This is a genomic window from Amycolatopsis sp. CB00013, from assembly GCF_001905755.1.
Classification (GTDB): domain Bacteria; phylum Actinomycetota; class Actinomycetes; order Mycobacteriales; family Pseudonocardiaceae; genus Amycolatopsis; species Amycolatopsis japonica.
This window is the reverse complement of record NZ_LIWC01000003.1, coordinates 961,838-985,716: the sequence shown is the minus strand read 5'-3', so window position 1 is coordinate 985,716 and position 23,879 is coordinate 961,838. Positions and strand designations below refer to the sequence as shown.

Here is a 23,879-nt window from a genome sequence, read left to right as displayed (position 1 = left end):
AAAGCTCGCGGTAACCGCCCGTCCCGAGCTATTCCTGGGGGATACCGCCATGTCCACGCTGGCCAGGCTGAGCCTGCGCAACCGAAGTCTCATCGGGCTGCTCGCCCTGGTGGTGATCGGCTTCGGCGCCTTCGCCCTGCCGCAGCTGAAGCAGCAACTGTTCCCGTCACTGCAGTTCCCGCAGGCGCAGGTCATCACGCCGTACGCGGGCGCGTCGCCGGACGCGGTCGACCGTCAGGTCACCGAGCCGCTCGAAGGCGGGCTACAGGGTTTGAAGGGGCTCGAAGAATTGAGCTCGACGTCGTCGGAGGGGCTGTCGCGGATCACCGCGCAGTTCGAGTTCGGCACGGACATCGACGCGGCCGTCGGGCAGATCCAGCGCGTCATCGACGGGCTCAAGGCCCGGCTGCCGCAGAACAGCGAGCCGACGGTGTCCGCGGGGTCCACCGACGATCTCCCGGTCGTACTGCTCGCCGCCGGGACCACCGGCGACCCCCAGGCGCTCGCGCCCGCGCTGACCGGGGAGGTCGCGCCGGAACTGCGCAAGATCGACGGCGTCCGCGAGGTCGACGTGACCGGGGTGCGGCAGCCGCGGGTCACCATCGCGCTGGACTACGCGAAGCTGGCGGCCGCGGGGGTCGACCCGTCGTCGATCGCCACCACGCTGCAGACCGCCGGTGCCGCCGTCCCGGCCGGGACGCTCACCGAAGGCGACAGGACGCTCACCGTCCAGGTCGGCGGCGGACCGACCACAGTGGACACGATCAAGAACCTGTACCTCACACCTTCGCAGCCTTCCCGTCCCGGGGCGCCGGCGGGCAAGCCGGTGAAGCTCGGTGAGGTCGCGGACGTCCAGGCGGGCTTCGCGCCGCCGACGTCGATCACGCGCACCAACGGCAAACCGAGCCTCGGGCTCTCGATCACCATGGTGGAGAACGGGAACGCGGTCGCGATCTCGGAAGCGGTGCGGGACAAGCTGCCCGAGCTGTCGAAGAAGATCGGCGCCGAGATGAGCGTCGTGTTCGACCAGGGCACCCCGGTCAAGGACGCGATCAGCGGCCTGACCACCGAAGGCCTGCTGGGGCTGGCGTTCGCGGTCGTGGTGATCCTGCTGTTCCTGATGTCGGTGCGCTCGACGCTGGTGACGGCGGTGTCGATCCCGCTTTCGGTGGTAGTGGCACTGCTGGCGTTGTGGACCGGCGATCTTTCGCTCAACCTGCTCACCCTCGGCGCGCTCACCATCGCCATCGGGCGGGTGGTCGACGACTCGATCGTGGTGCTGGAGAACATCAAACGACATCTGGCCTACGGCGAGGAGAAGCAGCGCGCGGTGCTCGACGGCGTGCGCGAGGTCGCGGGTGCCGTGACGTCGTCCACCCTCACCACGGTCGCGGTGTTCCTGCCGATCGCCTTCGTGGGCGGATTCGTCGGCGAGCTGTTCTCGCCGTTCGCGATCACGGTCACCGTGGCGCTGCTGGCGTCGCTGCTGGTCTCGCTGACGATCGTCCCGGTGCTGGCGTACTGGTTCCTCAAGCCGCCCAAGGCCCCGGCCGACGAACGCGAGGCCGAGCTCACGCGCCAGGCCGCCGAGGACAAGGAACGCCGCGGGCTGCTGCAGCGCGCGTACGTGCCGGTGATCCGGTTCGCGACCCGGCGCCGCGTCACCGTCGTGCTGCTGGCGCTGATCATCTTCGGCGGCACGGTCGGGCTGGCCTCGCAGCTGAACACGAACTTCCTCGACCAGTCCGGCTCGACGACGCTGAGCCTTTCGCAGAAGCTTCCGCCCGGCACCAGTCCCGAGGCCAAGGAGAAGGCCGCGGGCGCGGTGGAGCAGGCGCTCGCCGCCGAACCGGCCGTCGAGACGTATCAGGTCAGCATCGGCGGAGGGAACTTCTTCGGCGGTGGCGGGACGGCGACCAGCATCCAGGTCACCGTCGCCAAGGACACCGATCTCGACGCGCTGTCGGATCGCTTGCGGGGCAAGCTGGACAAGCCGGAGCTCGGCGAGGTCAAGATCGGCGCGGAAGCCGGCGGGTTCAACTCCGACCAGATCTCGATCACCGTCACCGCACCGGACGAAGCGGCGCTGAAGCCCGCCGCCGAGCAGGTCCGCCAGGCGCTGTCCGGCGTCCCGGACCTCACCGAGGTGACCAGTGACCTCGCGCAGGGCTCGCCGCGCGTGCAGGTCGAGGTCGACGCCGCCAAGGCGGCCGCGAGCGGGCTTTCGGCGACCACGATCGGCCAGATCGCGAACCAGGCCATCGCCGGCCGCACGGTGACGCAGCTGCCGGTCGACGGTCAGCGCACGGACATCGTGCTGCGCGCGGGCACGGCACCGGTGTCGGTCGACGCGGTCAAGGCGCTGCCCATCCCGAGCGCGACCGGCGTGGTCCGGCTGGACTCCGTCGCCACCGTGTCCACAGTGGACGGCCCGGCCGCGGTGCACCGCACCTCGGGTGAGCTGAGCACCACGGTCACCGCCAAGAACACCGGCGCGGACCTGGCCGCCACCACGAAGGCCATCCAGTCCAAACTGGACGGACTGACCTTCACCGGCGGCGCGGCGTACAAGCTCGGCGGGGTCAGCGAGGATCAGCAGGAGGCGTTCGGGAACCTGTTCCTCGCGCTGCTGGCCGCGGTCGCGATCGTGTACCTGATCATGGTGGCGACGTTCCGCAGCCTGATCCAGCCGCTGATCCTGCTGGTGTCGATCCCGTTCGCGGCGACCGGCGCGATCGGGCTGCTGCTGGCCACCGGGACCGCGCTGGGCCTGCCCGCGCTGATCGGGATGCTGATGCTCGTCGGCATCGTGGTGACCAACGCGATCGTGCTGATCGACCTGATCAACCAGTACCGGGCTTCGGGGATGAGCGTCGCCGACGCCGTCGTCGAAGGCGGCAGGCGACGGCTGCGGCCGATCCTGATGACCGCGGCGGCGACCATCTTCGCACTGGTCCCGATGGCGCTCGGGCTGACCGGGCAGGGCGGGTTCATCGGGCAGCCGCTGGCGATCGTGGTCATCGGCGGGCTGGTCAGCTCGACCCTGCTGACGCTGATCCTGGTGCCGACGCTGTACACGATGGTCGAGACGCGGAAGGAGAAGCGCCGCGCGAAGAAGGCGGCGCGCCGGTCCCCTGCGGCTCCGCATTCGGAGGACCTCACCCCGGAACCCGCCCGGTAACCCGGAACTCGCGTGATCGAAGCCGTGACTCGCGTGATTGGAGCAGGTACGCCTCCAATCACGCGAGTCACGCGTCTGATCACGCGAGTCACGCCTTACGGAACCGCCACGTCTTGCTGTCGAAGGCCACGCACCACGAAGGCGAGAGCACGACGACCCGCAGGGTCCCGTCGGCGGCGACGTCGATGCCCTCGGTCTCGAAGTTCCCGCCGCAGGTGCTCTTCAGGGGCAGTTGCCCCAGCGACGTCACCCGCCCGGTCACGTCCGAACCCGAGAGCGCGCCGGAAAGATCCACCTGCAGCAGCGGCTTCGTGGTCCCGAACAGCGAGCCTTCGGGGTCGTCGGACGAGCACAGCAGCCGGGTCGCGGTGACGAAGTCGCAGCCCTGGATGTCCCGCACGGGCTTGTCGAGCCGGATCGCGGACGAGTACGGCAGGTTCGCCGAGGGGTTCGTGTGCGCGACGCCGGGCATCGGGTGCACGAGGAGGCGGTCCATCGTGCCCCACTCGCCCGCCACCATCCAGCGCGCGTCCGGGGTCACGGCGGCGAACGAGTTGTTGTTCGCCTCCCACGATTCCAGCGTGTGCGTGTAGTTCGCCCACTTCCCGTCGGGCGACTCGACGCGGAAGAGCTTCGCTCCCCGGTCGTCGCGCTGGTACGGCTCGACGTACCAGCCTTGCGCGGAGCCCGGGTCGCCGACGTGGTTCCAGCCCTGGGTCGAGAGGCTCATCGGGACGGTCGCGATCCCGGTGTAGCGGTAGATCGTCCCGGACGGCCGTTCGATGGTGGCCAGGCCCTGGCCCTCGTCGAGCGGGCGGGCGTTGTCCGAACCGACCGTGGTCCAGCCGGTGACGGCTTGGGCGGCGGCGGGTGAGAACACCGCGACCAACGCGGCGATGGCGAGCACGATCCCGGTTCTACGCATGAAGGCTCCGTCCCGGCTGGGTTTCGCTGGCGGGTACTGATTACCAGCGAAGACCGGGACGGGCAGCCGCCATGTGAAGGATTTTCAGATTTTGTCCGGTATCGGACACCGGACGGACACTCAGTCGCCCGGCTTGAGACCGTCGTAGATCTTCTTGCAGTCCGGGCAGACCGGCGAACCGGGCTTCGCCGACTTCGTCACCGGGAAGACCTCACCGCACAGCGCCACCACGTGCGTGCCCATGACCGCGCTTTCGGCGATCTTGTTCTTGCGCACGTAGTGGAACATCTTCGGCGAATCGTCGTCGGTGCCGTCGGTGCCCTCGGGACGGGTATCCGGCTTCGGAAGGGTCTGTGTACTCACCCCTCCATAATGCCCCAAATCCTCCTGCGCACACCGACGACCTGGCAGGATCTCGCCCATGTTCCAGAAGGTGCTCGCGACGTTCGGCTCGGGCGGGGCGAAGATCGACGCCCGGCTGCTCGACCGCACGGTCTCCCCCGGCCGCCCGTTGCGCGGCGAGGTCCTGCTGCTCGGCGGCGAAGTCGATCAAGAGATCAACGGTCTCTCGGTCAAACTGCTCGCCAGGGTCACGCTCCCGGACGAGCGACGCCCCGGCGTCGAGGACCTCGAGTTCGGCACCCAGCAGCTCGCGGGCAACGAGCGCATCGGGCCCGGCCAGCAGGTCCGGATCCCGTTCGAGGTCGCCCTGCCCTGGGAGACGCCGATCTCCAGCGTCTTCGGCAAACCGCTGAACGGGATGGCCGTCGGCCTGCAGACCAGCCTCGACATCGCGAACTCCGTCACCGACCCGGTCGACGTCGACGCCGCCGCGATCGAGCCGCTGCCCGCGCAGAAACGGATACTGGACGCCTTCAGCCGGATCGGCTTCGTCTTCCGCGAGGCCGTGCTGGAACGCGGCCGGGTCGACGGCGCGGTCCAGCAGCTTCCCTTCTTCCAGGAGATCCGCTTCACCCCCTCGCCGCGGTTCGCACCCGTCTTCACCTCGGTGGCGGTGACCTTCCTGTCCTCGCCGTCGGAGACCCAGGTGGTACTGGAGGTGACCAAACGGGTCCGGGTGTCCAAGAGCGGCGGCTTCGGCGGACGCGGCCAGGAGTTCCTCGGCCTGTTCAAGGTCGACCACGCCGCGCTGGAGCGGGTCAAGTGGGAGCCACAGCTCGAAGGCTGGCTGCACGAGGTGGCCAAGGCACGCGGGATCTTCGACTGATGGACTGGCCGACCGCGATCACCCGGCTCGGGGGCGATCACCAGATCGCCGCCGTCGCGTGGAACGACCTCCAGGCCCGCTACGCCGAACCGCACCGGCGCTACCACGATCTCGGGCACGTCACGGCCGTCGCCCGCGACAGCGGGGCCCTCGCCGTCGCCTTCGGTCTCGGCGCCCGCGAACGGGCCCTCGTCGCCATCGCGGCGTGGACGCACGACGTCGTCTACGACGCCCGCCCCGGCGAGGACGAGCAGGCCAGCGCCGCCTGGACCCGCGACGAACTCACCAACGCCGGCGTCCCCGCGGCCGACGTCGAACGTGCCGGGGAACTGGTCCTCAGCACGATCCACCACGCCGCCCCCGACGAAGACCTCCTCGCCACGGCGCTGCTGGACGCCGACCTGGCGATCCTCGGCGCCCCTCCGGAGGACTACGAGCAGTACGCGAACGGTGTCCGGGAGGAGTACTCGATCTACTCCGACGAGGACTGGCGGGCGGGCCGCACGGCCGTGCTCGAAAACCTGCTGGCCAGGCCACGGCTCTACCGCAGCGACATCGCGCGGGCACGCTGGGAGGGCAAGGCACGCGAGAACCTCTCGAACGAACTGACCCGATGGCGTGACGCGGACCCACATCACCGATGATGTTCGTTCGTGACTCCGCAACTGTCCCTTCACGAAGAGGTCGCCTCCGCCCTCGCCGCCGGTGACCCCGTCGTCGCGCTGGAGAGCACCATCCTCTCCCACGGTCTCCCGCCCGGCCGCAACCTCGACGTCGCCCGGCGGCTGGAGAAGGTCGTGCGCGACGGCGGCGCCGTCCCCGCGACCATCGCCGTCCTCGACGGCGTCCCCCTGATCGGCCTCACCGGCGAGCAGCTGGAACGTGTGTGCGCGCCCGGCGCGGACCTGGACAAGCTGTCCCTGCGCGACATCGGCCCGGCCGTCGGCCTCGGCCGCTCCGGCGCGACCACGGTCGCCAGCACCGCGGCCCTGGCCGCCGCGGCCGGGATCGGCATGTTCGCCACCGGCGGGCTCGGCGGCGTGCACCAGGGCGCGGCGCAGAGCTGGGACGTGTCGGCGGATCTGGGCGTGCTCGCGAAGGTGCCCACCACGGTCGTCTGCTCGGGCGTCAAGTCGGTACTCGACATCGCCGCGACCCTCGAAGTGCTGGAGACCAACTCGGTACCCGTGCTGGGCTACCGCACCGGCGAGTTCCCGGCGTTCTACCTCCGCTCGTCCGGTTTCGAGGTGCCGTGGCGGGTCGACGACGCCGCGCAGGCCGCCGCGGTCATCGCCGCGCACCGGGCGCACGCGTCTTCCGGTGTGCTGCTGGCGAATCCGATCCCGGAAGCGTCCGAAATGGACCGTGAACTGCACGACCGGCTGCTCGCCGAAGGGCTGGAACTCCTCAAGACCCGTGGCGTGCACGGGAAGGACGTCACGCCGGTGCTGCTGGAGCATTTCCACACCGCCAGCGAAGGCGTGAGCCTCGACGCGAACGAGGCCCTGGTGCTGTCCAACGCGGAACTGGCCACCGAGGTCGCCGTCGCGCTCGCCGGGACCGCGGCATGAGCGGCATCGTCGTCGTCGGCGACGTCGGTCTCGACGTCGTCGCGCGGCACGAAGGCCCCATCCCGCACGGTGGCGACATCCGCGCGAAGGTCCACTTCACCAGCGGCGGCGCGGGGGCGAACACCGCGCTGTGGCTGCGGGCCGAGGAGACGGAGACCACGCTGGTCGCCCGGATCGGGGACGACTCCGGCGGCCGCATGGTGAAGAGCGAGCTGGAGGCGGCGGGCGTCCGCTGCGAGTTCGCGGTGGACCCCGAGGAACCGACGTTCTGCGTCGTGGTGCTCGTCGACGGCGCGGGTGAGCGGAGCATGCTCGCCGACCGCGCGGCCAACGCGAAGTTCAGCCCGGAGGACGTCACCGAGGCGGCCCTGGCCGGGGCGAGTCACCTGCACCTCTCGGGCTACGTCCTGCTGTACCCGTCGTCACGGCCCGCGGCGCTCGCCTCGCTGGCGGCGGCGAAGAAGGCCGGGCTGACGACGTCGGTCGACCCGCAGGCGGCGACGCTGATCACCGATCCCGCGGCCTTCCTCGACGACGTGCGCGGCGTGGACCTGCTGATGCCGAACACCAGCGAGCTGGTCGCGCTGACCGGGTCGAGTGACCCCGAGGCGGCGAAGGAACTGCTGGACTATGTCGGCGAGGTCGTGGTCACCGCCGGTCTCGACGGCGCCAGCTGGGTGGACGCGAGCGGCACCATCACCTCGGTGCCCGCGCAGCCGGCGGAGTGCGTCGACTCGACCGGCGCCGGGGACGCCTTCGACGCCGGTGTGCTGGCGGCGTGGCTGCGCGGCGAGTCCACCGTGGAGGTGCTTCGGGCCGGGACGCGGCTGGGGGCCCAGGCGGTCGCGAAGGTCGGGCCGCAGCCGTAGCCCCTCATCGAGCGCTATGAAAGGTCCTTTCCTTGCAAAATTTGCCAGGAAAGGACCTTTCATAGCACGCGCGAAACGAGTCAGCCGCCGTCGATGACGCGGTGACCGGAGCTTTCGATCCGCGTCGGCTCCGACTGGTACCGGTTGACCTTCTCGCTCTTGCGCGGCGGACGGTCGTTGGCCACCAGGACGGCGATCCACGGCAGCGGGATCGAGATCGCGATCAGTGCCAGCGCGAGCCACCAGGTCTGGTAGAAGATCCCGGCGAGGATCAGGCACGGGATGCGGAACGACATCATGATGATGTACTTCCGCTTCCGCTTGGCCAGCTGGTCTTCGTAGGACGGGGCGGCTTCGGTGATCAGCACCGGAGCGGGTTCCCTCGGTTCGGGACCGTGGGCGGGCGCGTTCACAGCACCACCTCCGGCTTCCATGCTCCCACTCGCCGGGCTCATCCGACACCCGGGTGGGTGAGCCGGTGCAAAGCCGCGACCACGAGCGTCTCGACGCCGGCCGAAAGCGTCGGATGCGGGATCGGCGCGAAGAGCGGCGAATGGTTCGACGGGATGTCCTGTTCGAAACGCCCGGCGGTCATCGCGGCGATCACCTTGCCCTCGTCCAGGCCGCCGACCAGCCAGAACACCGACGGCACCCCGGCGGCGCGGCCGAATTCGCTGAAGTCCTCGCTGCCGGTGACCAGCGGCGCGGGCATCACCCGGCCTTCGCCGAAGTGGTCGCGGAAGGCGGCGGTGAGGCCCTCGGTGGCCGCGTCGTCGTTCTCGGTGACCGGGAACGCGCCGATCCGCTCGATCTCCGGCGGTTTCGGCGCGCCCGCGGTGGCCGCCTCGCCCTGGACGATCCGTTCGACCGCCGCGACGACCTTCTCCCGCACCGCCTGGTCGAAAGACCGGATGTTGACCTCGAGGACGGCGTGGTCGGCGATGATGTTGTGCGCGGTGCCGACGTGCAGCGACCCCACGGTCACCACCGCCGATTCGGTCGCCGAGATCTCCCGCGACACGATGGTCTGCAGTTTGAGCACCACGGACGCGGCGAGCACGGCGGGATCCACCGTGGTCTCGGGGCGCGAGCCGTGCCCGCCCCGGCCGTGCAGGGTGATGCGGAGCGCGTCGGTGGCCGCCATGATCACGCCCGGCCTGGTCAGCACCCAGCCCGCGGGACCGGGCACGACATGCTGGCCGAGCACCACGTCGGGCTTGCCGGCGGGGGCGAAGACGCCGTCGCGGACCATGCCGGCGGCGCCGTCCCCGGCCTCCTCCCCCGGCTGGAAGACGACCATCAGCGTGCCGGACCAGTGCTCGCGTCCGGCCGCGAGCAGCGAGGCGGCGCCGGAAAGCCAGGTGGCGTGCATATCGTGGCCGCAGGCGTGCATCACCGGCACGTCGCGGCCGTCGGCGTCGACCCCGCGCGCGGTGCTCACGTACGGCAGGCCGGTCTTCTCCTCGACCGGCAACGCGTCGATGTCGGCGCGCAGCATGACTTTGGGGCCGGGGCCGTTGCGCAGCACGCCCAGGACGCCGGTGCGCCCGATACCGGTGTGCACCTCGTAACCGTCGGCCTCCAGGCGCCGCGCCAGTTCGGCGGCGGTGCGGGTTTCGGCGAACGACAGCTCCGGATGCCGGTGGAGGTCGATGTACAGGTCTTCCAGTCCGGGCAGCGCCGCCTGCAGCGGTGCCAGGACACTTTCGAGGCTCACGACCTCATCCTGGCAGTATTACCCACCGTGAGCACACGAGCGGCCCTCCCCGACCTGTCCGACGACGTTTGCGCGAGGCTCCGCGACGCCTTCCGCCGGACGGGTTACGACACCGACGGCGTGGTCGAAGCCCTCGGCTCCGCGCACGGTGCCCTCGGACGCGGCGAACCCGAACTCGCCTACCGCGCGACGCGCGACGCGGGTGAACTCGGCACGCTGATCCGGCTGTTCCTCCTCGGCTCGACCGAACCGGAGAAGGACGTCGAGGCCGCGTTCGCGCCGCTTTCCCTCGATGACGCGGTCGCCGTCACCCTGCTCGTGCCCGTGGCCGACGGCTACCGCGCCGGTCTCGACGTCCGCCCGCACGGCGACGACGAAGGCTCGTGGTGGGTCGTCGCCGACCTCGACGCCGACATCCTGGGCCGCACCGTGCCCGAAGACCACGTGCTCGGCGTCGGGCACGCCTCCCTCAGCCTGATCCGGGCCACGAGCCGCCGCGAGGTCGGCAGCCTGCTCGACGTCGGCACGGGCAACGGCGTCCAGGCGCTGCACGCCACCCGGCACGCGAAGAAGGTCACCGCGACCGACGTCTCGGCCCGTGCGCTGGCGCTCGCCGCGGCCACGTTCCGGCTCAACGAACTGGACGTCGAACTCGTCCGGGGCGAATGGTTCGCGCCGGTCGCGCGGCGCCGGTTCGACCAGATCGTCTGCAATCCCCCGTTCGTGGTGGGCCCGCCGCGCGTCGACTACACCTACCGCGACTCCGGTCTCGCCGGTGACGACGCCAGCGCGCTCGTGGTGCGGCAGCTGCCCGGGTTCCTCAACGACGGCGGCACCGGCCAGCTCCTGGCGTCCTGGCTGCACGTGAAGGGCGAGGACTGGGGCGATCGGGTGACCCGCTGGCTGCCCGCCGAGACCGACGCGTGGTTCGTCCAGCGGGACATCGCCGATCCGGGCCTCTACGTCGGCACGTGGCTGCGTGACGCGGGCATCGACCCCCGCTCCCCCGAAGGCCGCGCGAAATCGGGCGCGTGGCTCGACTGGTTCGCCGAGAACGACGTCCAGGGCATCGGTTTCGGCTTCGTCACCCTCCGCCGGGCGGACGGCGCGACCCCGACGATCGTGTGCGAGGACCTGCGCCAGGCCTACGACGACCCGCTGGGCGCCGAGGCCGCGAACTGGCTGGACCGGGTGGAATGGCTTCGCACCAACGGGGATTCGCTCCTCGATGTCCGGTTCCGGGTCCCGGAGACCGTTCTTCTGGAGAGCGTCGCCGAGCCGCGTGAAGAGGGCTGGGCCACGACCGTCCAGCGGCTGCATCGCACCGACGGTCCCGGTTGGTCGCACGAAGTGGACGAGCTCGCGACACGGCTGCTCGCCGGTTGCCAGGGCGCTTTGCCGCTGGAGGATCTGATCGTGCTCCTGGCGGCCGCTCAGGGCCTGGAACCGGAGGAACTGGCCGAGGCCGCGCTCCCCGTCGTCCGGGAACTGGTCCGGCACGGCATGCTGCTGCCCGCCGTCTGATGCGGGCGGTGGTGGCGAGGGTCACGGAGGCGAGCGTGACCGTCGGAGACGAGGTGACCGGCGCCATCGACGAGCCGGGTTTGCTGGTGCTGCTGGGGATCCACGTCGACGACGACGTGTCCAAGGTGCCGACGATGGCCCGCAAACTGCACGAAGCTCGCATACTTCGCGACGAGGAGTCGTGCGCCACCACCGGCGCACCCCTTCTCGTCGTAAGCCAGTTCACCCTTTACGGCGACACCCGCAAAGGCCGCCGTCCCTCCTGGACCGCGGCCGCCCGGCCCGAGGTCGCCGAACCGCTCGTGACGGCCGTCGTCGACGCGTTGCGCGAACGCGGGGCCCGGGTCGAAACCGGCCGGTTCGGGGCCATGATGGCGGTCCGGAGCGTGAACGACGGTCCGTTCACCCTCCTCATAGAGGTCTAGACCATGTTTCTCTCTCCCTGGGCACGGGCATTCTCAGGAAAAGCTCAGGGTTGGTCGAGCAACGCCCCAGGTCAGCCGCCCGTCTCCTCTGTAGCGGCCGGGAACGTTTTCGGACCTCCCGGCGTTGAGCCAAGTGTCCAGCCAAGCTGGGCCGACGAGGAGTAGCGGGTTTTCCACAGGGCCTGTTACGCCGAGGCGGATCCGGCGGACACATCGCAGCACGTTCAGCCCGTGACCGGGGAGGCAGAATGTCAGTCCAGACTCTCGAACGCGAAGCGCGCGGGATTCGCGAGCGCCGTATCCCGGCGCAATCCACCCAGGAGCCGGTGAGCACGGGGGCGCTCACCGACGCCGACCTCGACGCCCAGAGCCCGGCCGCGGACCTCGTTCGCGTGTACCTCAACGGAATCGGCAAGACGGCGCTGCTGTCCGCCGCCGACGAGGTCGAGCTGGCCAAGCGCATCGAAGCCGGCGTGTTCGCCCAGCACATGCTGGACACCGCCGAGGGGCTCACGCCGAAGCGGCGTTCGGAGATGTCCGCCCTCGTGCGTGACGGCCACAGCGCGAAGAACCACCTACTGGAGGCCAACCTCCGCCTCGTGGTCTCGCTCGCGAAGCGCTACACCGGCCGGGGGATGCCGCTGCTCGACCTGATCCAGGAGGGGAACCTGGGTCTGATCCGCGCGGTGGAGAAGTTCGACTACTCCAAGGGGTTCAAGTTCTCGACGTACGCCACCTGGTGGATCCGCCAGGCCATCACCAGGGGGATGGCCGACCAGGGACGCACCATCCGGCTGCCGGTCCACCTGGTGGAACAGGTGAACAAGCTGGCCCGCATCAAGCGCGACCTGCACCAGCAGCTCGGCCGGGACGCCACCCACGAGGAGCTGGCCGCCGAATCGGGTATCCCGGCGCACAAGATCTCCGACCTGCTCGACCACTCGCGTGACCCGGTGAGCCTCGACATGCCGGTCGGCACCGAGGAGGACGCCCCGCTCGGTGACTTCATCGAGGACTCCGAGGCGACCGACGCCGAAAGCGCCGTGATCTCCGGTCTGCTCCAGGACGACCTGCGCCGCGTGCTCGCGACGCTGGACGACCGCGAGTCCCAGGTGATCCGTCTGCGCTACGGCCTCGACGACGGCCAGCCGCGCACGCTCGACCAGATCGGCAAGCACTTCGGGCTTTCCCGTGAGCGCGTTCGGCAGATCGAGCGAGAGGTCATGTCGAAGCTGCGTCAGGGTGAGCGGGCGGACCGCCTGCGCGCCTACGCTTCGTAGTGGCACAGAGCCTTTCGGCGCGGAAAAAGCAACACCCGTTCGGCAGCGTTGACTTATGACCTGCGTCACGAGACCGTCGAGCAGGTAAAAAGTCTTCGCGGTCGGGTGTTCGCGCCCGGATCGCTTTCCCCGGGAGGTCGGGTCCGTCGGGGTGGGCCCGGCCTCCCGAACTATTTGTGGGGAGCGGCGACAAAATGCAGGGCGGGAATTGCATGCGGTCCCGTGGGTCGTGAGTGGTAAGTGTCGTTCTAACGACACTTACCACTCACGACCCACGGGACCCAGCACCCGCCCGCAGTGGCCTCGGTTACGTCAGCCGTGGCCTCTCGGGCGTCTTGACCGGGCTTGGGTACCGTGAGCGGGTTCCCGATGCCGGCAAAGGAGCCCGCGCAGTGGCGCCCACCACGTTCCAGCACACCGAAGTCCTTCCGCTCGCCAAGGACACCCGCACCGAGTACCGGCTGATCGGCACCGAAGGTGTCGAGGTCGTCGAAGCCGCGGGCCGGAAGTTCCTCAAGGTCGAGCCCGAGGCGCTGACCAAGCTCGCCAAGACCGCGATCACCGATATCCAGCACCTGTTGCGCTCGTCACACCTGGCGCAGCTGCGGGCGATCGTCGACGATCCCGAGGCCAGCGGCAACGACCGGTTCGTCGCGATGGACCTGCTGCGCAACGCGGCGATCTCCGCCGGCGGCGTCCTGCCGATGTGCCAGGACACCGGCACCGCGATCGTGATCGGCAAACGCGGCGAAGGCGTGCTCACCGGCGCCGACGACGAGCGCGCGCTCTCGCGCGGTATTTTCGACGCCTATCAGGAGTTGAATCTGCGCTATTCGCAGATGGCGCCGGTGAATTTCTGGGATGAGCGCAATACGGGCACCAACTTGCCCGCGCAGATCGAGCTCTATCACAAAGACGGTCAAGGCGACCCGAGCTATGAATTCCTGTTCATGGCCAAGGGCGGCGGCAGCGCGAACAAGACGTTCCTCTATCAGGAAACGAAAGCCGTCCTGAACCCGAAGCGCCTCGCGAAGTTCCTCGACGAGAGGCTGCGCAGCCTCGGCACCGCGGCCTGCCCGCCGTACCACCTCGCGATCGTCGTCGGCGGCACGTCGGCGGAGTTCAACCTGAAGGTCGCGAAGCTGGCCTCCGCCCGCTATCTCGACGACCTGCCCACCGAGGGTTCCGAGCTGGGTCACGGTTTCCGCGACGTCGACCTCGAACAGCAGGTGCTGGAGATGACGCGCCAGTTCGGCATCGGCGCGCAGTTCGGCGGCAAGTACTTCTGCCACGACGTCCGCGTGATCCGCCTGCCGCGCCACGGCGCGTCCTGCCCGGTCGGCGTCGCCGTGTCGTGCTCGGCCGACCGCCAGGCGAAGGCGAAGATCACCGCCGACGGCGTGTTCCTGGAGCAGCTGGAGCGCGACCCGGCGCAGTTCCTGCCGGACGTCACCGAGGACGACCTGTCCGACGAGGTGGTGACCGTCGACCTGAACCGGCCGATGGCCGAGATCCGCGCCCAGCTCTCGCAGCTGCCGGTGAAGACCCGCCTGTCGCTGACCGGTCCGCTCGTCGTCGCCCGAGACATCGCGCACGCGAAGATCGCCGAGCGGCTCGACGCGGGTGAAGAGATGCCTCAGTACCTTCGCGACCACCCCGTGTACTACGCGGGCCCGGCGAAGACGCCCGAGGGCTACGCGTCGGGTTCCTTCGGACCGACCACCGCGGGCCGCATGGACTCCTACGTCGAGCAGTTCCAGGCTGCGGGCGGTTCGCTGGTGATGCTGGCGAAGGGCAACCGGTCCAAGAAGGTGACCGCCGCGTGCAACGAGCACGGCGGGTTCTACCTCGGCTCGATCGGCGGCCCGGCCGCGCGGCTCGCGCAGGACTGCATCAAGAAGGTCGACGTGCTCGAGTACGCCGAGCTGGGGATGGAAGCGGTCTGGAAGATCGAGGTCGAGGACTTCCCCGCGTTCATCGTCATCGACGACAAGGGCAACGACTTCTTCGAGGCCACGTCGGAACCGGTGCTGCAGATCAGCTTCCGGTAGTCCACGATCCTGTCCGTGAAGGCCTCCTTCACTACCTTCAGGGTAGGGAAGGAGGCCTTCACGGACTCGATGGATCGTCACGTTCGCCCCGAACGCACCAACAGTCGCAACGGCTGCGCGTGAAGGCCCCCTTCCCTCGGCTGAGCCGAGGAAACTCGACCTTCGCACCATGTCGCAGTACATGAAGGCCCCCTTCCTTGCGCTAGACGCAGTGAAGGGGGCCTTCATGTACGTTCGTCAGGTGCAGGACGCTATGAAAGGTCCTTTCCTTGCAAAATTTGCAAGGAAAGGACCTTTCATAGCGCGCGTTGGGGGTCAGCGCATCTGCTTCAGGACCACGGTCCGTTCCCCCAGCGGCGCCGAAAGCGCCACCGAGATCACCGGATGCCGGATGTCCATCGTGCACATCTGGCCGGTCTGGCCCTTCAGTTCGGTCAGGTTGACGGTGACCCTGGTCCCGTCCTGCTGCGCGGCCTCCGCCGTCGCGTGCCCGCAGCCGCCTTCCTGGCCGCGGATGTTCAGGATCGTCCCGCCATTGCTGGTGTACACCTCACGCGGATAGTCCGCGGGCAGTGCCGACGCGTCGAGCTGCTTGTCCGGCAGCTTGGTGCTGCCTTCGGGCACCTCCTGGCGCGGCGCGCCGGGCACACCCGGCTGGCTTCCCGGCTTGCTGGTCGGCGCGGGAACCGACGACGAAGGCGGCGCGGTCGGGGACGGCGGCACGGTACTCAGGGTGCCGCTCCCGGGTCCGGCCGCGGGTTCCGCCGCCTGGTTCTGCGCCCCGCAGGCGGATACCGCAACGACGATCAGGCCAAGGCCGATGGCATTCGTTAAGTACCTCATGTGACTGGGACGGAACGAAGCCGCCATCGGGTTGCATCCCGAACCCGGTCAAACGACGACCTTCCGGGTGCCGAGCGGCTGGGCGAGTTTCACCGGCAGGACGGCGTAGCGGATCACCTGCGGGCACATCTGCCCCGGCTTCGCGTGGTCGATGGTCACGGTGACCACGACCCTTTGCGCGTTCTCCTCGGCGAGGTTCGCCCTCGCCTCGTCGCAGCCGCTCAGTTCGATGTGCACGGCCAGGCCGTCGTTCTCGGCGCTGACCTGTACGGGCAGTTGGGTCTCGACCTGGGACGGCGGCAGCATCTTGTCCGAGGGCGGCGGGCCGACGGTCGGCCGGGACATCGGCGGTTTCGCGACCGGCGGGCTCGCCGGGAGCGAGGTGGGCAGATCCGAAGGTGTGGTGACGACCGGAGGGGTGCTCGTGTTCGCCGGAGCTCCGGGGCCGCCCGCGCCGCAGGCCGCCGTCGTCGCGGCGAGCACGATCACCGCACCCAGCGTCTTCGCTGCGTTCATCATGGTGTCGAGACGGAACGAAGCGGACGAATGGTTGCATCACCGCTGTGCCGCGCGGCCGCGCGCCAGCCCGAGGACCACCACCCCGGCCAGCGTGACGGCCAGCAGCAGCACGGTGCTCGCCGACGCGAGGAACACCTGCCCCCGGTCGGTGAGCGCGAAGATGCTCGCGGGCAGCGTCCGCCAGTCCGGCGGGTACAGCATCATCGTCGCGCCCAGTTCGCCCATCGACATCGCCAGCGCGAGGCTCGCCGACGCCGAGATCGACGGCAGCAGCACCGGCAGCCGCACCCGCAGCAACACCCGGGCCGGGGACGCGCCGAGGCTCGCCGCCGCCTGTGCCAGCAGCGGATCCATCCGCGCGATCGCGGCCGAGACCGTGCTGTAGGAGAACGGGAGCAGGATCATCACGTGCCCCAGCAGCACGATCCAGCGCGTGCCGTTGAAGGCGAGCGGCGGACGGCTGAACGCGACGAGCAGCGCCAGCCCCAGTACCACCGACGGCACCGCGATCGGCAGGTGGAACAGGGTGTCGACGGCCTTGCGCAGCTTCGGCGGCGCCGACCGCGACGCGAGCGCGGCCCACGTGCCGAGCAGTACCGACACCAGCGACGCGATGACACCCGTCTGGATGCTCACCGCGAGACTCGCGAACGTCTCCCCCGACAGCGCCTGCGCAAAATGCGAGCCGGTGAGCGCGCCCGGCAGAAGTCCCGTCCAGTTGCCGGCGACCGACGCCAGCACGATCATCAGCAGCGGTGCCAGCACGATCGCGGTGAACAGCACAGCGAACACCACCCACAGTAGGACTCGGCTACGCCTGGTCCACAGCAGCACGGCCGCCTCCCTTCGTCAGTCGCCGGTAGGTTCCGTACAGGGCCAGGGAGAACACGACGTTGACCACCGCGATGACACAGGCCTGCGGGAAGTCGAACGTGACGATCCCCTTGCCGTAGACCAGCATCGGCAGCGTCGTGACGTCCTTGGCGCCGAGGAACAGCACGATGCCGAACTCGTTCATCGCCAGCAGCATGGTCAGGCAGGCTCCGGAAGCCAGTGACGGCAAGGCCTCCGGCAGGATCACCTGGCGCAGCACGCGGCCGGGTTTCGCGCCGAGGCTGGCCGCGACCTCCATCTGCGCCGACGACACCTGGCCGAACGCGGCGAGCGCGGGCCGCATCACGAACGGCGTGTAGAAGGTGATCTCCGCCAGCAGGATCCCGAACGGCGAGTACAGGAACCCGCCCGCGCCCAGGATGCCGGCGCTGCCGTAGATGAAGGTGAACGCGAGCGCGATGAGGAAGGACGGGAACGCGAGCACGGTGTCCACCAGCCGCGAGAGCGTCCGCGCGCCGGGGAACGGCACGAACGCGATCACCAGCGCGAGGAACGTTCCCAGCACCACACAGCCCGCGGTGGCGCCGAGCGCGAGCGCGACGGTCTTCCAGGCCGCGTCCCGGAATTCCGCCGAGCCCAGGACGTCCAGCCACACCGAAAGCCCGAACTCGCCCGTCTTCGATTCCAGCGACTGCAGGACGACCAGCACCAGCGGGTAGCCGAAGAAGCCGAGCAGGACGAGCACCGGCGGCAGCAGGAGCCAACCGCGACCGGGTCGTTTCTCCTGTCGCCGCGCCGGTGCCGCCGCCGTGGTGGCGAGCGCGAGGCCGGTCATCCGACGCCCACCAGCGGGCAACCGTCCGGAATGGACACTCCGACGCGCTGCCCCACGTTCGGAAGGCCGTCGATGTCCGGCACCTCGGCGCGGACCTCGTTCCCGTCGTGTGCGAATTCGAGGTCCAGCCGGAAACCCGTGCCACGCCACTGGACACCGCGCAGGACCGCGGGCAGCGCGCCGGGGGTGTCCGCCGCGGTGATCCCGACCCGGTGCGGCCGGACGCCGAGCGCGACCGGCTGGCCCGCCCGGAAGGTCCCGGACGGATCGGCCGCCAGTTCGCGGTCGCCGAGGCGGACCCTGGTGCCGTCCGCCTGGATCAGCTCGACCGGGAGGAGATTGGACGCGCCGAGGAAGCTCGCGGTGAACTCCGTCGACGGCCGCTGATACAGCTCACGGCTCGGGCCGAGTTCGACGAGCTTCGAGTCGCGCATGACGGCGATCCGGTCGGCCAGCGCCAGCGCCTCGCCCTGGTCGTGGGTGACGTAGATCAGCGTGGTGTCGGGCAGTTCGGCCCGCAGCCGCAGCAGTTCCGCGACCATGTCCTCGCGCAGGGCGGCGTCCAAAGCGGACAGTGGTTCGTCGAGCAGCAGCACCCGCGGCCGGATCGCCAACGCCCGCGCGAGCGCGACGCGCTGCTGCTGCCCGCCCGAAAGCTCACGGGGGTAACGGCGGGCGTACTTGCCCATCCCGACCAGTTCCAATGCCTCGGCGACCCGGCCCGCCGTCTCGGCACGGGGCGTTTTCCGTGCCTTGAGGCCGAAAGCGACGTTGGCCTCGACCCGCATATGCGGGAACAGCGCGTAACTCTGCACGACCACGCCGAGGCCGCGCCGGTGTGGCGGCAGCGCGGTGACGTCCTCGCCGTCGAGCAGGACCCGGCCGGTGCTCGGCACGACGAAGCCCGCGAGTGCCTTCAGGGCCGTCGACTTGCCGGAACCGGACGGCCCGAGCATCGCCAGCGTCTCCCCTCTCGCCACGGTGAGGTCCAGTGGCGAGAGGGCGGTCGTCCGGCCGAAGCGGACCGACACGCCGCGGAATTCGACCGCCGGGGTCATCGGCCCACGGCCTTCTTGTACGCGGCGAGGTCGGCGTCGAGCTTCGCGAGGACGGCGTCCCAATCCGGCTGCCAGATCTCGACTCCGGCGAGGGCCGCCTTCACTTTGTCCGCGCGCGGGCCGGACGGCGTGACGTCGGTCCGCGACGGGGCACCGAAGGCGTCGACGGCCTTGCCCTGCACCTCGGGCGAGAGCAGGAAGTCCAGGAACTTCTTGGCGTTCTCGGCGTGCGGCGCGTTGTTCACCAGACCGGCGTAGTACGGGAGGGCGAAGGTGGAACGCTTGCCCTGCGCGTCGGCCGGGAAGAAGACCTCGAAACCGCCGCTCTTCTCGATCTCGGCGAGGTTCATCTGGACGTCGCCGTTGGCCACCAGGATCTCGGCCTTGGCCACCTTCGGCTGGAGCTTGCCGGTGGAGGACGACGGGCCGACGTTGTTGGCTTCGAGCTTGGCGAGGTAGTCGAGCGCGCCCTGATCTCCGAGGACGTGCTGCAGCTGCAGCAGGACCGCGGTGCCATCGCCCGCTTCGCCGGGGGTCGAGTACTGGAGCTTGCCCTTGAGCGACGGGGACAGGAGGTCGTCCCAGGTCTTGGGCGAGGCCTGCGGGTTGCGGATGAAGCTGAGGTAGTTGTTCATGAGGGCGAAGTAGCGGCCCTGGCCGTCCTTCTGCCCGGCGGGAACCTGGTCGATCCCGGCGGGTGCCGTGGCGGCGAGCAAGCCCTGCGACGCGGCCCGCTGGATGAACGGCGGCAGCGTGACCAGGATGTCGGCCTGGGTGTTGGCCTTCTCCTTCTCCACCCGCGAGGCGACCTCGCCGGATCCGGCGGTGACCGCCTGGACGGTGATCCCGGTCTTGGCCTTGAACTCCTCGATGCGCTGGGCGTACCAGTCCTCCAGACCGTCCACTGTGTACAGCGTGACGGTCTGGTCGCCGGACGCGCCACCGGCGGTCCCGCCGCAGGCGCCCAGGGTGAGGGCGAGCAGACCGGCGAGGGCGGTGGCCGCGAGTTTCTTCATGTCGTCAAAGCTCCTTTTAGGACAGCAGGGCAGGGAGGTCGCGGACGGATTCGAGGACGTGGGTGGCGCCGGCGGCTTCGAGTTCCGGCTTCTTCGCCGATCCGGTGAGCACGCCGGCGACGAGCGAGGCACCGGACCGCAGCCCGGTCTGGACGTCCGAAGGGGTGTCACCGGCGACGGCGACGCGGCGGACATCGGTGACTTCGAGCCGCAGCGCGGCGGCGAGGACGAGGTCGGGGAACGGGCGGCCGCGTACCCCGTCGCCCGGCGCCAGCACGGCGTCGGCGAGGCCGTGCCAGCCCAGCGCGTCGAGGATCGCGTTCTGCGTGTCCGGCGCGAAGCCGGTGGTGAGCGCGACCTTCACGCCGTGGGCGCGCAGTTCCTGGATCGTCTGCTCGGCGCCGGGGATCGGCTCGCAGTGGCCGTCGGCAACGAGTTTCCCGTAGGCGTCCTGGAAGGCGGTGTTCGCGCGCTGGGCGAGCTCCTCGTCGCCGTCGAGCAGGGCGCGGAAGACGACGATCTTGGACTGCCCCATCGTTTCGACGACGTAGTCGAGCATGCCGGGGAAGCGGCTGTCCTTTTCGGACACTCCGGCGGCGGCGATCGCGGCGGTGAAGGCGCGGATCACCAGGCCGTCGTCGGCGACGGTGGTGCCTGCCATGTCCAGGACGACGAGTTCGGTGTTCACCAGGACAGCTCCTCGGCGGTGTCTTCGGCGATGGCGGGGGAACAGGTCATGCCGCGGCCGCCCGGCCCGGTGACGAGCCAGGCGTTGTCCGCGACGCGGGCGCGGTGCACGATCCGGGAGGTGTCGGTGGTCTGGGCGTAGACCCCCGCCCAGCGGCGGGTGATCCGCGGCAGCGGCCGGCCGAGCAGCGCCCCGGCGACCTCGGCGAGGTGGTCGTACGGCGCTTCGGTGGTGTCGAAGGAGAACGGCTCGTCGTACTCGTGGGTGTCGCCGATGGTCAGCGAGCCGTCGAGGCGCTGGACCATGAGCAGCTGCATCTTGGCGGCCGCGGCGACCTCGCCCTGCGGCTGGCCCGCGTTGAGGCCGTCGAGCGCCTCGCCGCGGTACGCCGGGTAGTACCGGAAGCTGTCCGCGTCGGCGACCGTGGTGGTGAGGGTTTCCCCGAGCGGCTCGGTCTGGGCCATCTGCAGCCGCACGCGGCGGACCGGCGTCGTCCCGGCGAGCTCCTTGACCAGGCCGCCGGTCCAGGCTCCGGTGCACAGCACCACGACGTCGCCCTCGTGGGTCTCGCCCGTGTCGTCGACGACGCCGCGGTCGGTCAGGTCGCGGATCTCGCGGCCGGGCACCCAGGTGTAGCGGCCGCTCTTCGCGAGTTCGGCGCGGAGGGCGGGCTGGGCGACGCGCGGTTCGACGGCGGCGTCGCGGTCGCACCAGAGCGCGCCGAGGAATTCGCCGCGCAGGGCCGGGTTCAGTTCGCGGGTCTCGGCGGCGTCGAGCAACTTGAAGCCGCGGTCTTCGACTGTGTCGGCGGCCGCCCGCGCGACGGCGAGTTCGGCCTCGGTGCGGACGACGGTGAGCGAGCCGTTCGGCCGGAAGCCGATCCCTTCGACGCGTTCGCCGATGCGCTCCCACAGCACTCGCGCCCTGGCGGCCGTCTCCAGTTCGGGACCACTGGCGCGGCCGCCGACCCAGACCAGGCCGAAGTTGCGCACGGACGCGCCCCTGGCCTCGGGTTCCCGTTCGATCTGGACGACGTCGTGGCCGCGTTCGACGGCCTGCCAGGCGTGCTGGGTGCCGAGCACTCCGCCGCCGATGATGAGGATTCGCACACCGCAGACGCTCGCCTGCGCGCACCAACGCTCCGTGACCCCCGCCCTAACCCCAGGTGAAGTGCCTCCGAAATGTGGACCAGACCTGTTATCTTCGCGTTACTTTACTCCGCGTTTCGTCCTCTGAATGCGGTCGTTGAATCCGCAAATATCGCGTTCAGAGGACTGAATGCGTGGGTGGCTACTCCACGCGGCCCAGTCGGGTCTCGAAGGAGAGCCGGTCGCCGCGGAACAGCGAACGGACACGTTCGAACGGGACCCCGTCGGTCCCCCACGAGGTCCGGTGCATCAACAGCATCGGCAGTGCCGGGTTCGTCCCGATCAGCAGCGCCTCCCGCGGGGTGGCGAGCACGGTCTCGACCCGCTCCTCGGCGCCGTCGAAGACCACCCCCAGCCTTTCCCGCAAACAGGCGTAGAGCGACTGTGTGGGATCGAACACATCCATCAGCGTCGGGAATCGCGCGGCGGTGAGATAGGTCGATTCCAGCCCGACCCGCTCGTCGTCGGCGAGCAGTACCCGTTCGATGTGGATGACGTCGTCTTCGGGATCGATTTCCAGTTCCGAAGCCAGCGACGGACCCGCCTCACGGCGTTCCAAAGAGATCAAATTCCGGCCCGGCTGAATGCCCTGCCTCCTGAGTCCTTCCGTGTAACTCACCAAGGCGAGCGGCTGGACGAGCTTGGGGCCCGCGACGTACGTGCCGCTCCCCTGCCGCCTGCTCAGCCGCCCTTCCAGCACGAGTTCGCCGACGGCCTGACGGACCGTCGCACGGGAAACCTCGAACCTTTCGGACAGTTCCCTTTCGGTGGGAAGTACCGCCCCTTGGCCTAATTCGGAGATCACGTCGAGCAGATCGACTTTGACCGCGTAATAGCGGGGAATGCGGCCGTGCTCGGGAATTCCGTCCCGAACCGGGCCGTCGGCGGGGGGATGCAGTCTAGGCGAACGCGCTTTCACGATCCAGATCCTAGGCCCGATTCCCCATGCCTGTACTGACCCGAACGAAGTGTTCATGCCACGCTCACACTCGTGGCCGAAAGGGCACCCCTCGGCGGTCGTTCAGCCTTCCGGCGGTTCCGGCGATCACGGCCTGGGAGTAGAGGCGTTGGGCGCTCCGGCCTACGCCATTCGTCGGCGACCAGGACCGGACGTCCGTTAATCACCACCATCGGCCGAAAGATCCGAAGAAAGTTGGTTGTCCCCGTGTGTGCCCACCTGCTGTAGTCAGTTGGCCGCAGTCAGTCTCCCTGCCTCCACTGTGGACAGCCGGAAGGAATGAACCCTTGAACATCAAGCGTCGGTTCAGCCTGCTCAAAAAGACCCTGATCGCCGTCGCGGCGGCCGGAACCCTGGCGGGCCTCGCCACGGCTCCGCAAGCCGCCGCCGCGCAGCCGCCGTCCACCGACGTGGTCGGTGGCACCCGGGCCGCTCAGGGCGAATTCCCTTGGATGGTCAGGCTTTCCATGGGTTGCGGCGGTGCGCTCTACACCCCGCAGATCGTGCTGACGGCCGCGCACTGTGTGTCGCGGACCGGGGCCAACACGGGTATCACCGCCACCCTCGGCGTGGTGGACCTGCAGAGCACGGCGGCCAAGAAGGTCAAGTCGACCTACGTGTACCGGTCGCCGACCTACCCCACCTCCACCGGTGGTGACTGGGCGCTGATCAAGCTCGCCAGCCCGGTCAGCGGTATCCCGACGCTGCCGATCGCCACTTCGACCGCCTACAACAGCGGCACCTTCACCGTCGCCGGCTGGGGTGCCGCGACCGAGGGTGGCGCGCAGCAGCGGTACCTGCTCAAGGCCACCGTCCCGTTCGTCTCCGACTCGACCTGCAAGGCGCAGGGCGGCAGCTACGCCGACCTGATCGACAGCGCCGAGATCTGCGCGGGCAACATCAACTCGGGCGGCGTCGACACCTGCCAGGGTGACTCGGGCGGCCCGATGTTCCGCCGCGACAGCGCCGGGGCCTGGATCCAGGTCGGCATCGTCAGCTGGGGCGAAGGCTGCGCGCGGGCGCACGCTCCCGGCGTCTACACCGAGGTGAGCACCTTCGCGACCGCGATCAAGAACGCGGCCGCCGGGTTGTAGTTCCACCGCACGGCATGCCATGAAAGCCCCCTTCACCACAACGGCGTGGTGGAGGGGGCTTTCTTCTTTCAGGGAACCGTCAACCGGCGGAGTCGAAGCGAAGGGGACTTTCCCC

Annotated in this window: 23 protein-coding genes; 10 read left to right on the top strand and 13 right to left on the bottom strand. The window is 69.6% G+C overall.

The window, feature by feature from the left end; genetic code table 11:
• Positions 1–49 precede the first annotated feature (49 nt).
• Complete coding sequence (locus AMK34_RS24210; RefSeq protein WP_073846874.1) at positions 50–3,181, top strand: efflux RND transporter permease subunit; 3,132 nt, start codon at positions 50–52, stop codon at positions 3,179–3,181.
• An 88-nt stretch (positions 3,182–3,269) separates the two neighbouring features.
• On the opposite strand, the gene AMK34_RS24205 is transcribed toward AMK34_RS24210, so the two are convergent.
• Both AMK34_RS24205 and AMK34_RS24200 read right to left on the bottom strand, forming a co-directional pair.
• A complete protein-coding gene (locus tag AMK34_RS24205; protein WP_038515858.1) occupies positions 3,270–4,106 on the bottom strand; it encodes a hypothetical protein in 837 nt (278 codons plus the stop codon).
• Between the two features lie 120 nt (positions 4,107–4,226).
• Complete coding sequence (locus tag AMK34_RS24200) at positions 4,227–4,469, bottom strand: DUF3039 domain-containing protein (RefSeq protein ID WP_007033595.1); 243 nt, start codon at positions 4,467–4,469, stop codon at positions 4,227–4,229.
• 58 nt (positions 4,470–4,527) lie between these two features.
• Between AMK34_RS24200 and AMK34_RS24195 the strand changes: the two genes are divergently transcribed.
• From AMK34_RS24195 to AMK34_RS24180, 4 genes are read left to right on the top strand one after another with little or no spacing between them, the layout of a single operon-like run.
• Positions 4,528–5,334, top strand: a complete 807-nt coding sequence (locus AMK34_RS24195) for a sporulation protein (RefSeq protein WP_038515861.1) — start codon at positions 4,528–4,530, stop codon at positions 5,332–5,334.
• A complete protein-coding gene (locus AMK34_RS24190; protein WP_073846873.1) occupies positions 5,334–5,978 on the top strand; it encodes an HD domain-containing protein in 645 nt (214 codons plus the stop codon). The genes AMK34_RS24195 and AMK34_RS24190 overlap by 1 nt, the downstream gene beginning before the upstream one ends.
• Before the next feature lie 9 nt (positions 5,979–5,987).
• Entirely contained in the window at positions 5,988–6,905 is a 918-nt protein-coding gene (locus AMK34_RS24185; RefSeq protein ID WP_038515867.1) for a pseudouridine-5'-phosphate glycosidase, read from the top strand.
• On the top strand, positions 6,902–7,774 hold the full coding sequence (locus tag AMK34_RS24180) for a carbohydrate kinase family protein (protein ID WP_073846872.1): 873 nt from the start codon (positions 6,902–6,904) through the stop codon (positions 7,772–7,774). Before AMK34_RS24185 ends, AMK34_RS24180 begins: the two co-directional genes overlap by 4 nt.
• Positions 7,775–7,854: 80 nt before the next feature.
• On the opposite strand, the gene AMK34_RS24175 is transcribed toward AMK34_RS24180, so the two are convergent.
• Both AMK34_RS24175 and AMK34_RS24170 read right to left on the bottom strand, forming a co-directional pair.
• Positions 7,855–8,208 carry a DUF3099 domain-containing protein gene (locus tag AMK34_RS24175; protein ID WP_038515872.1) on the bottom strand — a complete coding sequence of 118 codons (354 nt, stop codon included), beginning with the start codon at positions 8,206–8,208 and terminating at the stop codon, positions 7,855–7,857.
• Positions 8,209–8,225: 17 nt separating this feature from the next.
• Positions 8,226–9,491: an amidohydrolase gene (locus AMK34_RS24170; protein WP_073846871.1), complete on the bottom strand. Its 1,266-nt coding sequence runs from the start codon at positions 9,489–9,491 to the stop codon at positions 8,226–8,228.
• Between the two features lie 27 nt (positions 9,492–9,518).
• Here AMK34_RS24170 and AMK34_RS24165 point away from each other — a divergent pair, with 27 nt between their 5' ends.
• The 4 genes from AMK34_RS24165 (at position 9,519) to AMK34_RS24150 (ending at position 14,771) form a co-directional block, all read left to right on the top strand.
• Positions 9,519–11,015, top strand: a complete 1,497-nt coding sequence (locus AMK34_RS24165) for a DUF7782 domain-containing protein (RefSeq protein WP_073846870.1) — start codon at positions 9,519–9,521, stop codon at positions 11,013–11,015.
• Positions 11,015–11,440, top strand: coding sequence for a D-aminoacyl-tRNA deacylase (dtd, locus tag AMK34_RS24160; RefSeq protein ID WP_063273711.1), 426 nt, complete (start codon positions 11,015–11,017; stop codon positions 11,438–11,440). The genes AMK34_RS24165 and dtd overlap by 1 nt, the downstream gene beginning before the upstream one ends.
• A gap of 248 nt (positions 11,441–11,688) precedes the next feature.
• On the top strand, positions 11,689–12,720 hold the full coding sequence (locus AMK34_RS24155; protein ID WP_016332919.1) for a sigma-70 family RNA polymerase sigma factor: 1,032 nt from the start codon (positions 11,689–11,691) through the stop codon (positions 12,718–12,720).
• Between the two features lie 392 nt (positions 12,721–13,112).
• Positions 13,113–14,771 carry a fumarate hydratase gene (locus tag AMK34_RS24150; RefSeq protein WP_073846869.1) on the top strand — a complete coding sequence of 553 codons (1,659 nt, stop codon included), beginning with the start codon at positions 13,113–13,115 and terminating at the stop codon, positions 14,769–14,771.
• 315 nt (positions 14,772–15,086) lie between these two features.
• On the opposite strand, the gene AMK34_RS24145 is transcribed toward AMK34_RS24150, so the two are convergent.
• From AMK34_RS24145 to AMK34_RS24105, 9 genes are all read right to left on the bottom strand, one after another.
• Positions 15,087–15,494: a hypothetical protein gene (locus AMK34_RS24145; protein ID WP_038515886.1), complete on the bottom strand. Its 408-nt coding sequence runs from the start codon at positions 15,492–15,494 to the stop codon at positions 15,087–15,089.
• 168 nt (positions 15,495–15,662) lie between these two features.
• Positions 15,663–16,133: a hypothetical protein gene (locus AMK34_RS24140; RefSeq protein WP_073846868.1), complete on the bottom strand. Its 471-nt coding sequence runs from the start codon at positions 16,131–16,133 to the stop codon at positions 15,663–15,665.
• 36 nt (positions 16,134–16,169) lie between these two features.
• Entirely contained in the window at positions 16,170–16,967 is a 798-nt protein-coding gene (locus tag AMK34_RS24135; RefSeq protein WP_073846867.1) for an ABC transporter permease, read from the bottom strand.
• Complete coding sequence (locus AMK34_RS24130; RefSeq protein WP_038515896.1) at positions 16,945–17,802, bottom strand: 2-aminoethylphosphonate ABC transporter permease subunit; 858 nt, start codon at positions 17,800–17,802, stop codon at positions 16,945–16,947. The genes AMK34_RS24135 and AMK34_RS24130 overlap by 23 nt, the downstream gene beginning before the upstream one ends.
• Positions 17,799–18,860: an ABC transporter ATP-binding protein gene (locus AMK34_RS24125; RefSeq protein WP_073846866.1), complete on the bottom strand. Its 1,062-nt coding sequence runs from the start codon at positions 18,858–18,860 to the stop codon at positions 17,799–17,801. Before AMK34_RS24125 ends, AMK34_RS24130 begins: the two co-directional genes overlap by 4 nt.
• Positions 18,857–19,876, bottom strand: coding sequence for a 2-aminoethylphosphonate ABC transporter substrate-binding protein (locus AMK34_RS24120; protein ID WP_037343652.1), 1,020 nt, complete (start codon positions 19,874–19,876; stop codon positions 18,857–18,859). The genes AMK34_RS24125 and AMK34_RS24120 overlap by 4 nt, the downstream gene beginning before the upstream one ends.
• Positions 19,877–19,892: 16 nt before the next feature.
• On the bottom strand, positions 19,893–20,567 hold the full coding sequence (locus tag AMK34_RS24115) for a phosphonatase-like hydrolase (protein ID WP_073847173.1): 675 nt from the start codon (positions 20,565–20,567) through the stop codon (positions 19,893–19,895).
• Positions 20,561–21,673, bottom strand: coding sequence for a TIGR03364 family FAD-dependent oxidoreductase (locus tag AMK34_RS24110; RefSeq protein ID WP_073846865.1), 1,113 nt, complete (start codon positions 21,671–21,673; stop codon positions 20,561–20,563). The genes AMK34_RS24115 and AMK34_RS24110 overlap by 7 nt, the downstream gene beginning before the upstream one ends.
• A gap of 181 nt (positions 21,674–21,854) precedes the next feature.
• Entirely contained in the window at positions 21,855–22,631 is a 777-nt protein-coding gene (locus tag AMK34_RS24105; protein ID WP_016332909.1) for a GntR family transcriptional regulator, read from the bottom strand.
• A 326-nt stretch (positions 22,632–22,957) separates the two neighbouring features.
• Here AMK34_RS24105 and AMK34_RS24100 point away from each other — a divergent pair, with 326 nt between their 5' ends.
• On the top strand, positions 22,958–23,764 hold the full coding sequence (locus AMK34_RS24100) for a S1 family peptidase (protein ID WP_038515905.1): 807 nt from the start codon (positions 22,958–22,960) through the stop codon (positions 23,762–23,764).
• Positions 23,765–23,879: the final 115 nt, after the last annotated feature.

Coding starts and splice junctions, on each gene's coding strand:
- AMK34_RS24210 (WP_073846874.1), top strand. CDS start 50: ATGTCCACGCTGGCCAGGCTGAGCCTGCGCAACCGAAGTCTCATCGGG.
- AMK34_RS24205 (WP_038515858.1), bottom strand. CDS start 4,106: ATGCGTAGAACCGGGATCGTGCTCGCCATCGCCGCGTTGGTCGCGGTG.
- AMK34_RS24195 (WP_038515861.1), top strand. CDS start 4,528: ATGTTCCAGAAGGTGCTCGCGACGTTCGGCTCGGGCGGGGCGAAGATC.
- AMK34_RS24190 (WP_073846873.1), top strand. CDS start 5,334: ATGGACTGGCCGACCGCGATCACCCGGCTCGGGGGCGATCACCAGATC.
- AMK34_RS24180 (WP_073846872.1), top strand. CDS start 6,902: ATGAGCGGCATCGTCGTCGTCGGCGACGTCGGTCTCGACGTCGTCGCG.
- AMK34_RS24175 (WP_038515872.1), bottom strand. CDS start 8,208: ATGGAAGCCGGAGGTGGTGCTGTGAACGCGCCCGCCCACGGTCCCGAA.
- dtd (WP_063273711.1), top strand. CDS start 11,015: ATGCGGGCGGTGGTGGCGAGGGTCACGGAGGCGAGCGTGACCGTCGGA.
- AMK34_RS24155 (WP_016332919.1), top strand. CDS start 11,689: ATGTCAGTCCAGACTCTCGAACGCGAAGCGCGCGGGATTCGCGAGCGC.
- AMK34_RS24140 (WP_073846868.1), bottom strand. CDS start 16,133: ATGATGAACGCAGCGAAGACGCTGGGTGCGGTGATCGTGCTCGCCGCG.
- AMK34_RS24130 (WP_038515896.1), bottom strand. CDS start 17,802: ATGACCGGCCTCGCGCTCGCCACCACGGCGGCGGCACCGGCGCGGCGA.
- AMK34_RS24125 (WP_073846866.1), bottom strand. CDS start 18,860: ATGACCCCGGCGGTCGAATTCCGCGGCGTGTCGGTCCGCTTCGGCCGG.
- AMK34_RS24120 (WP_037343652.1), bottom strand. CDS start 19,876: ATGAAGAAACTCGCGGCCACCGCCCTCGCCGGTCTGCTCGCCCTCACC.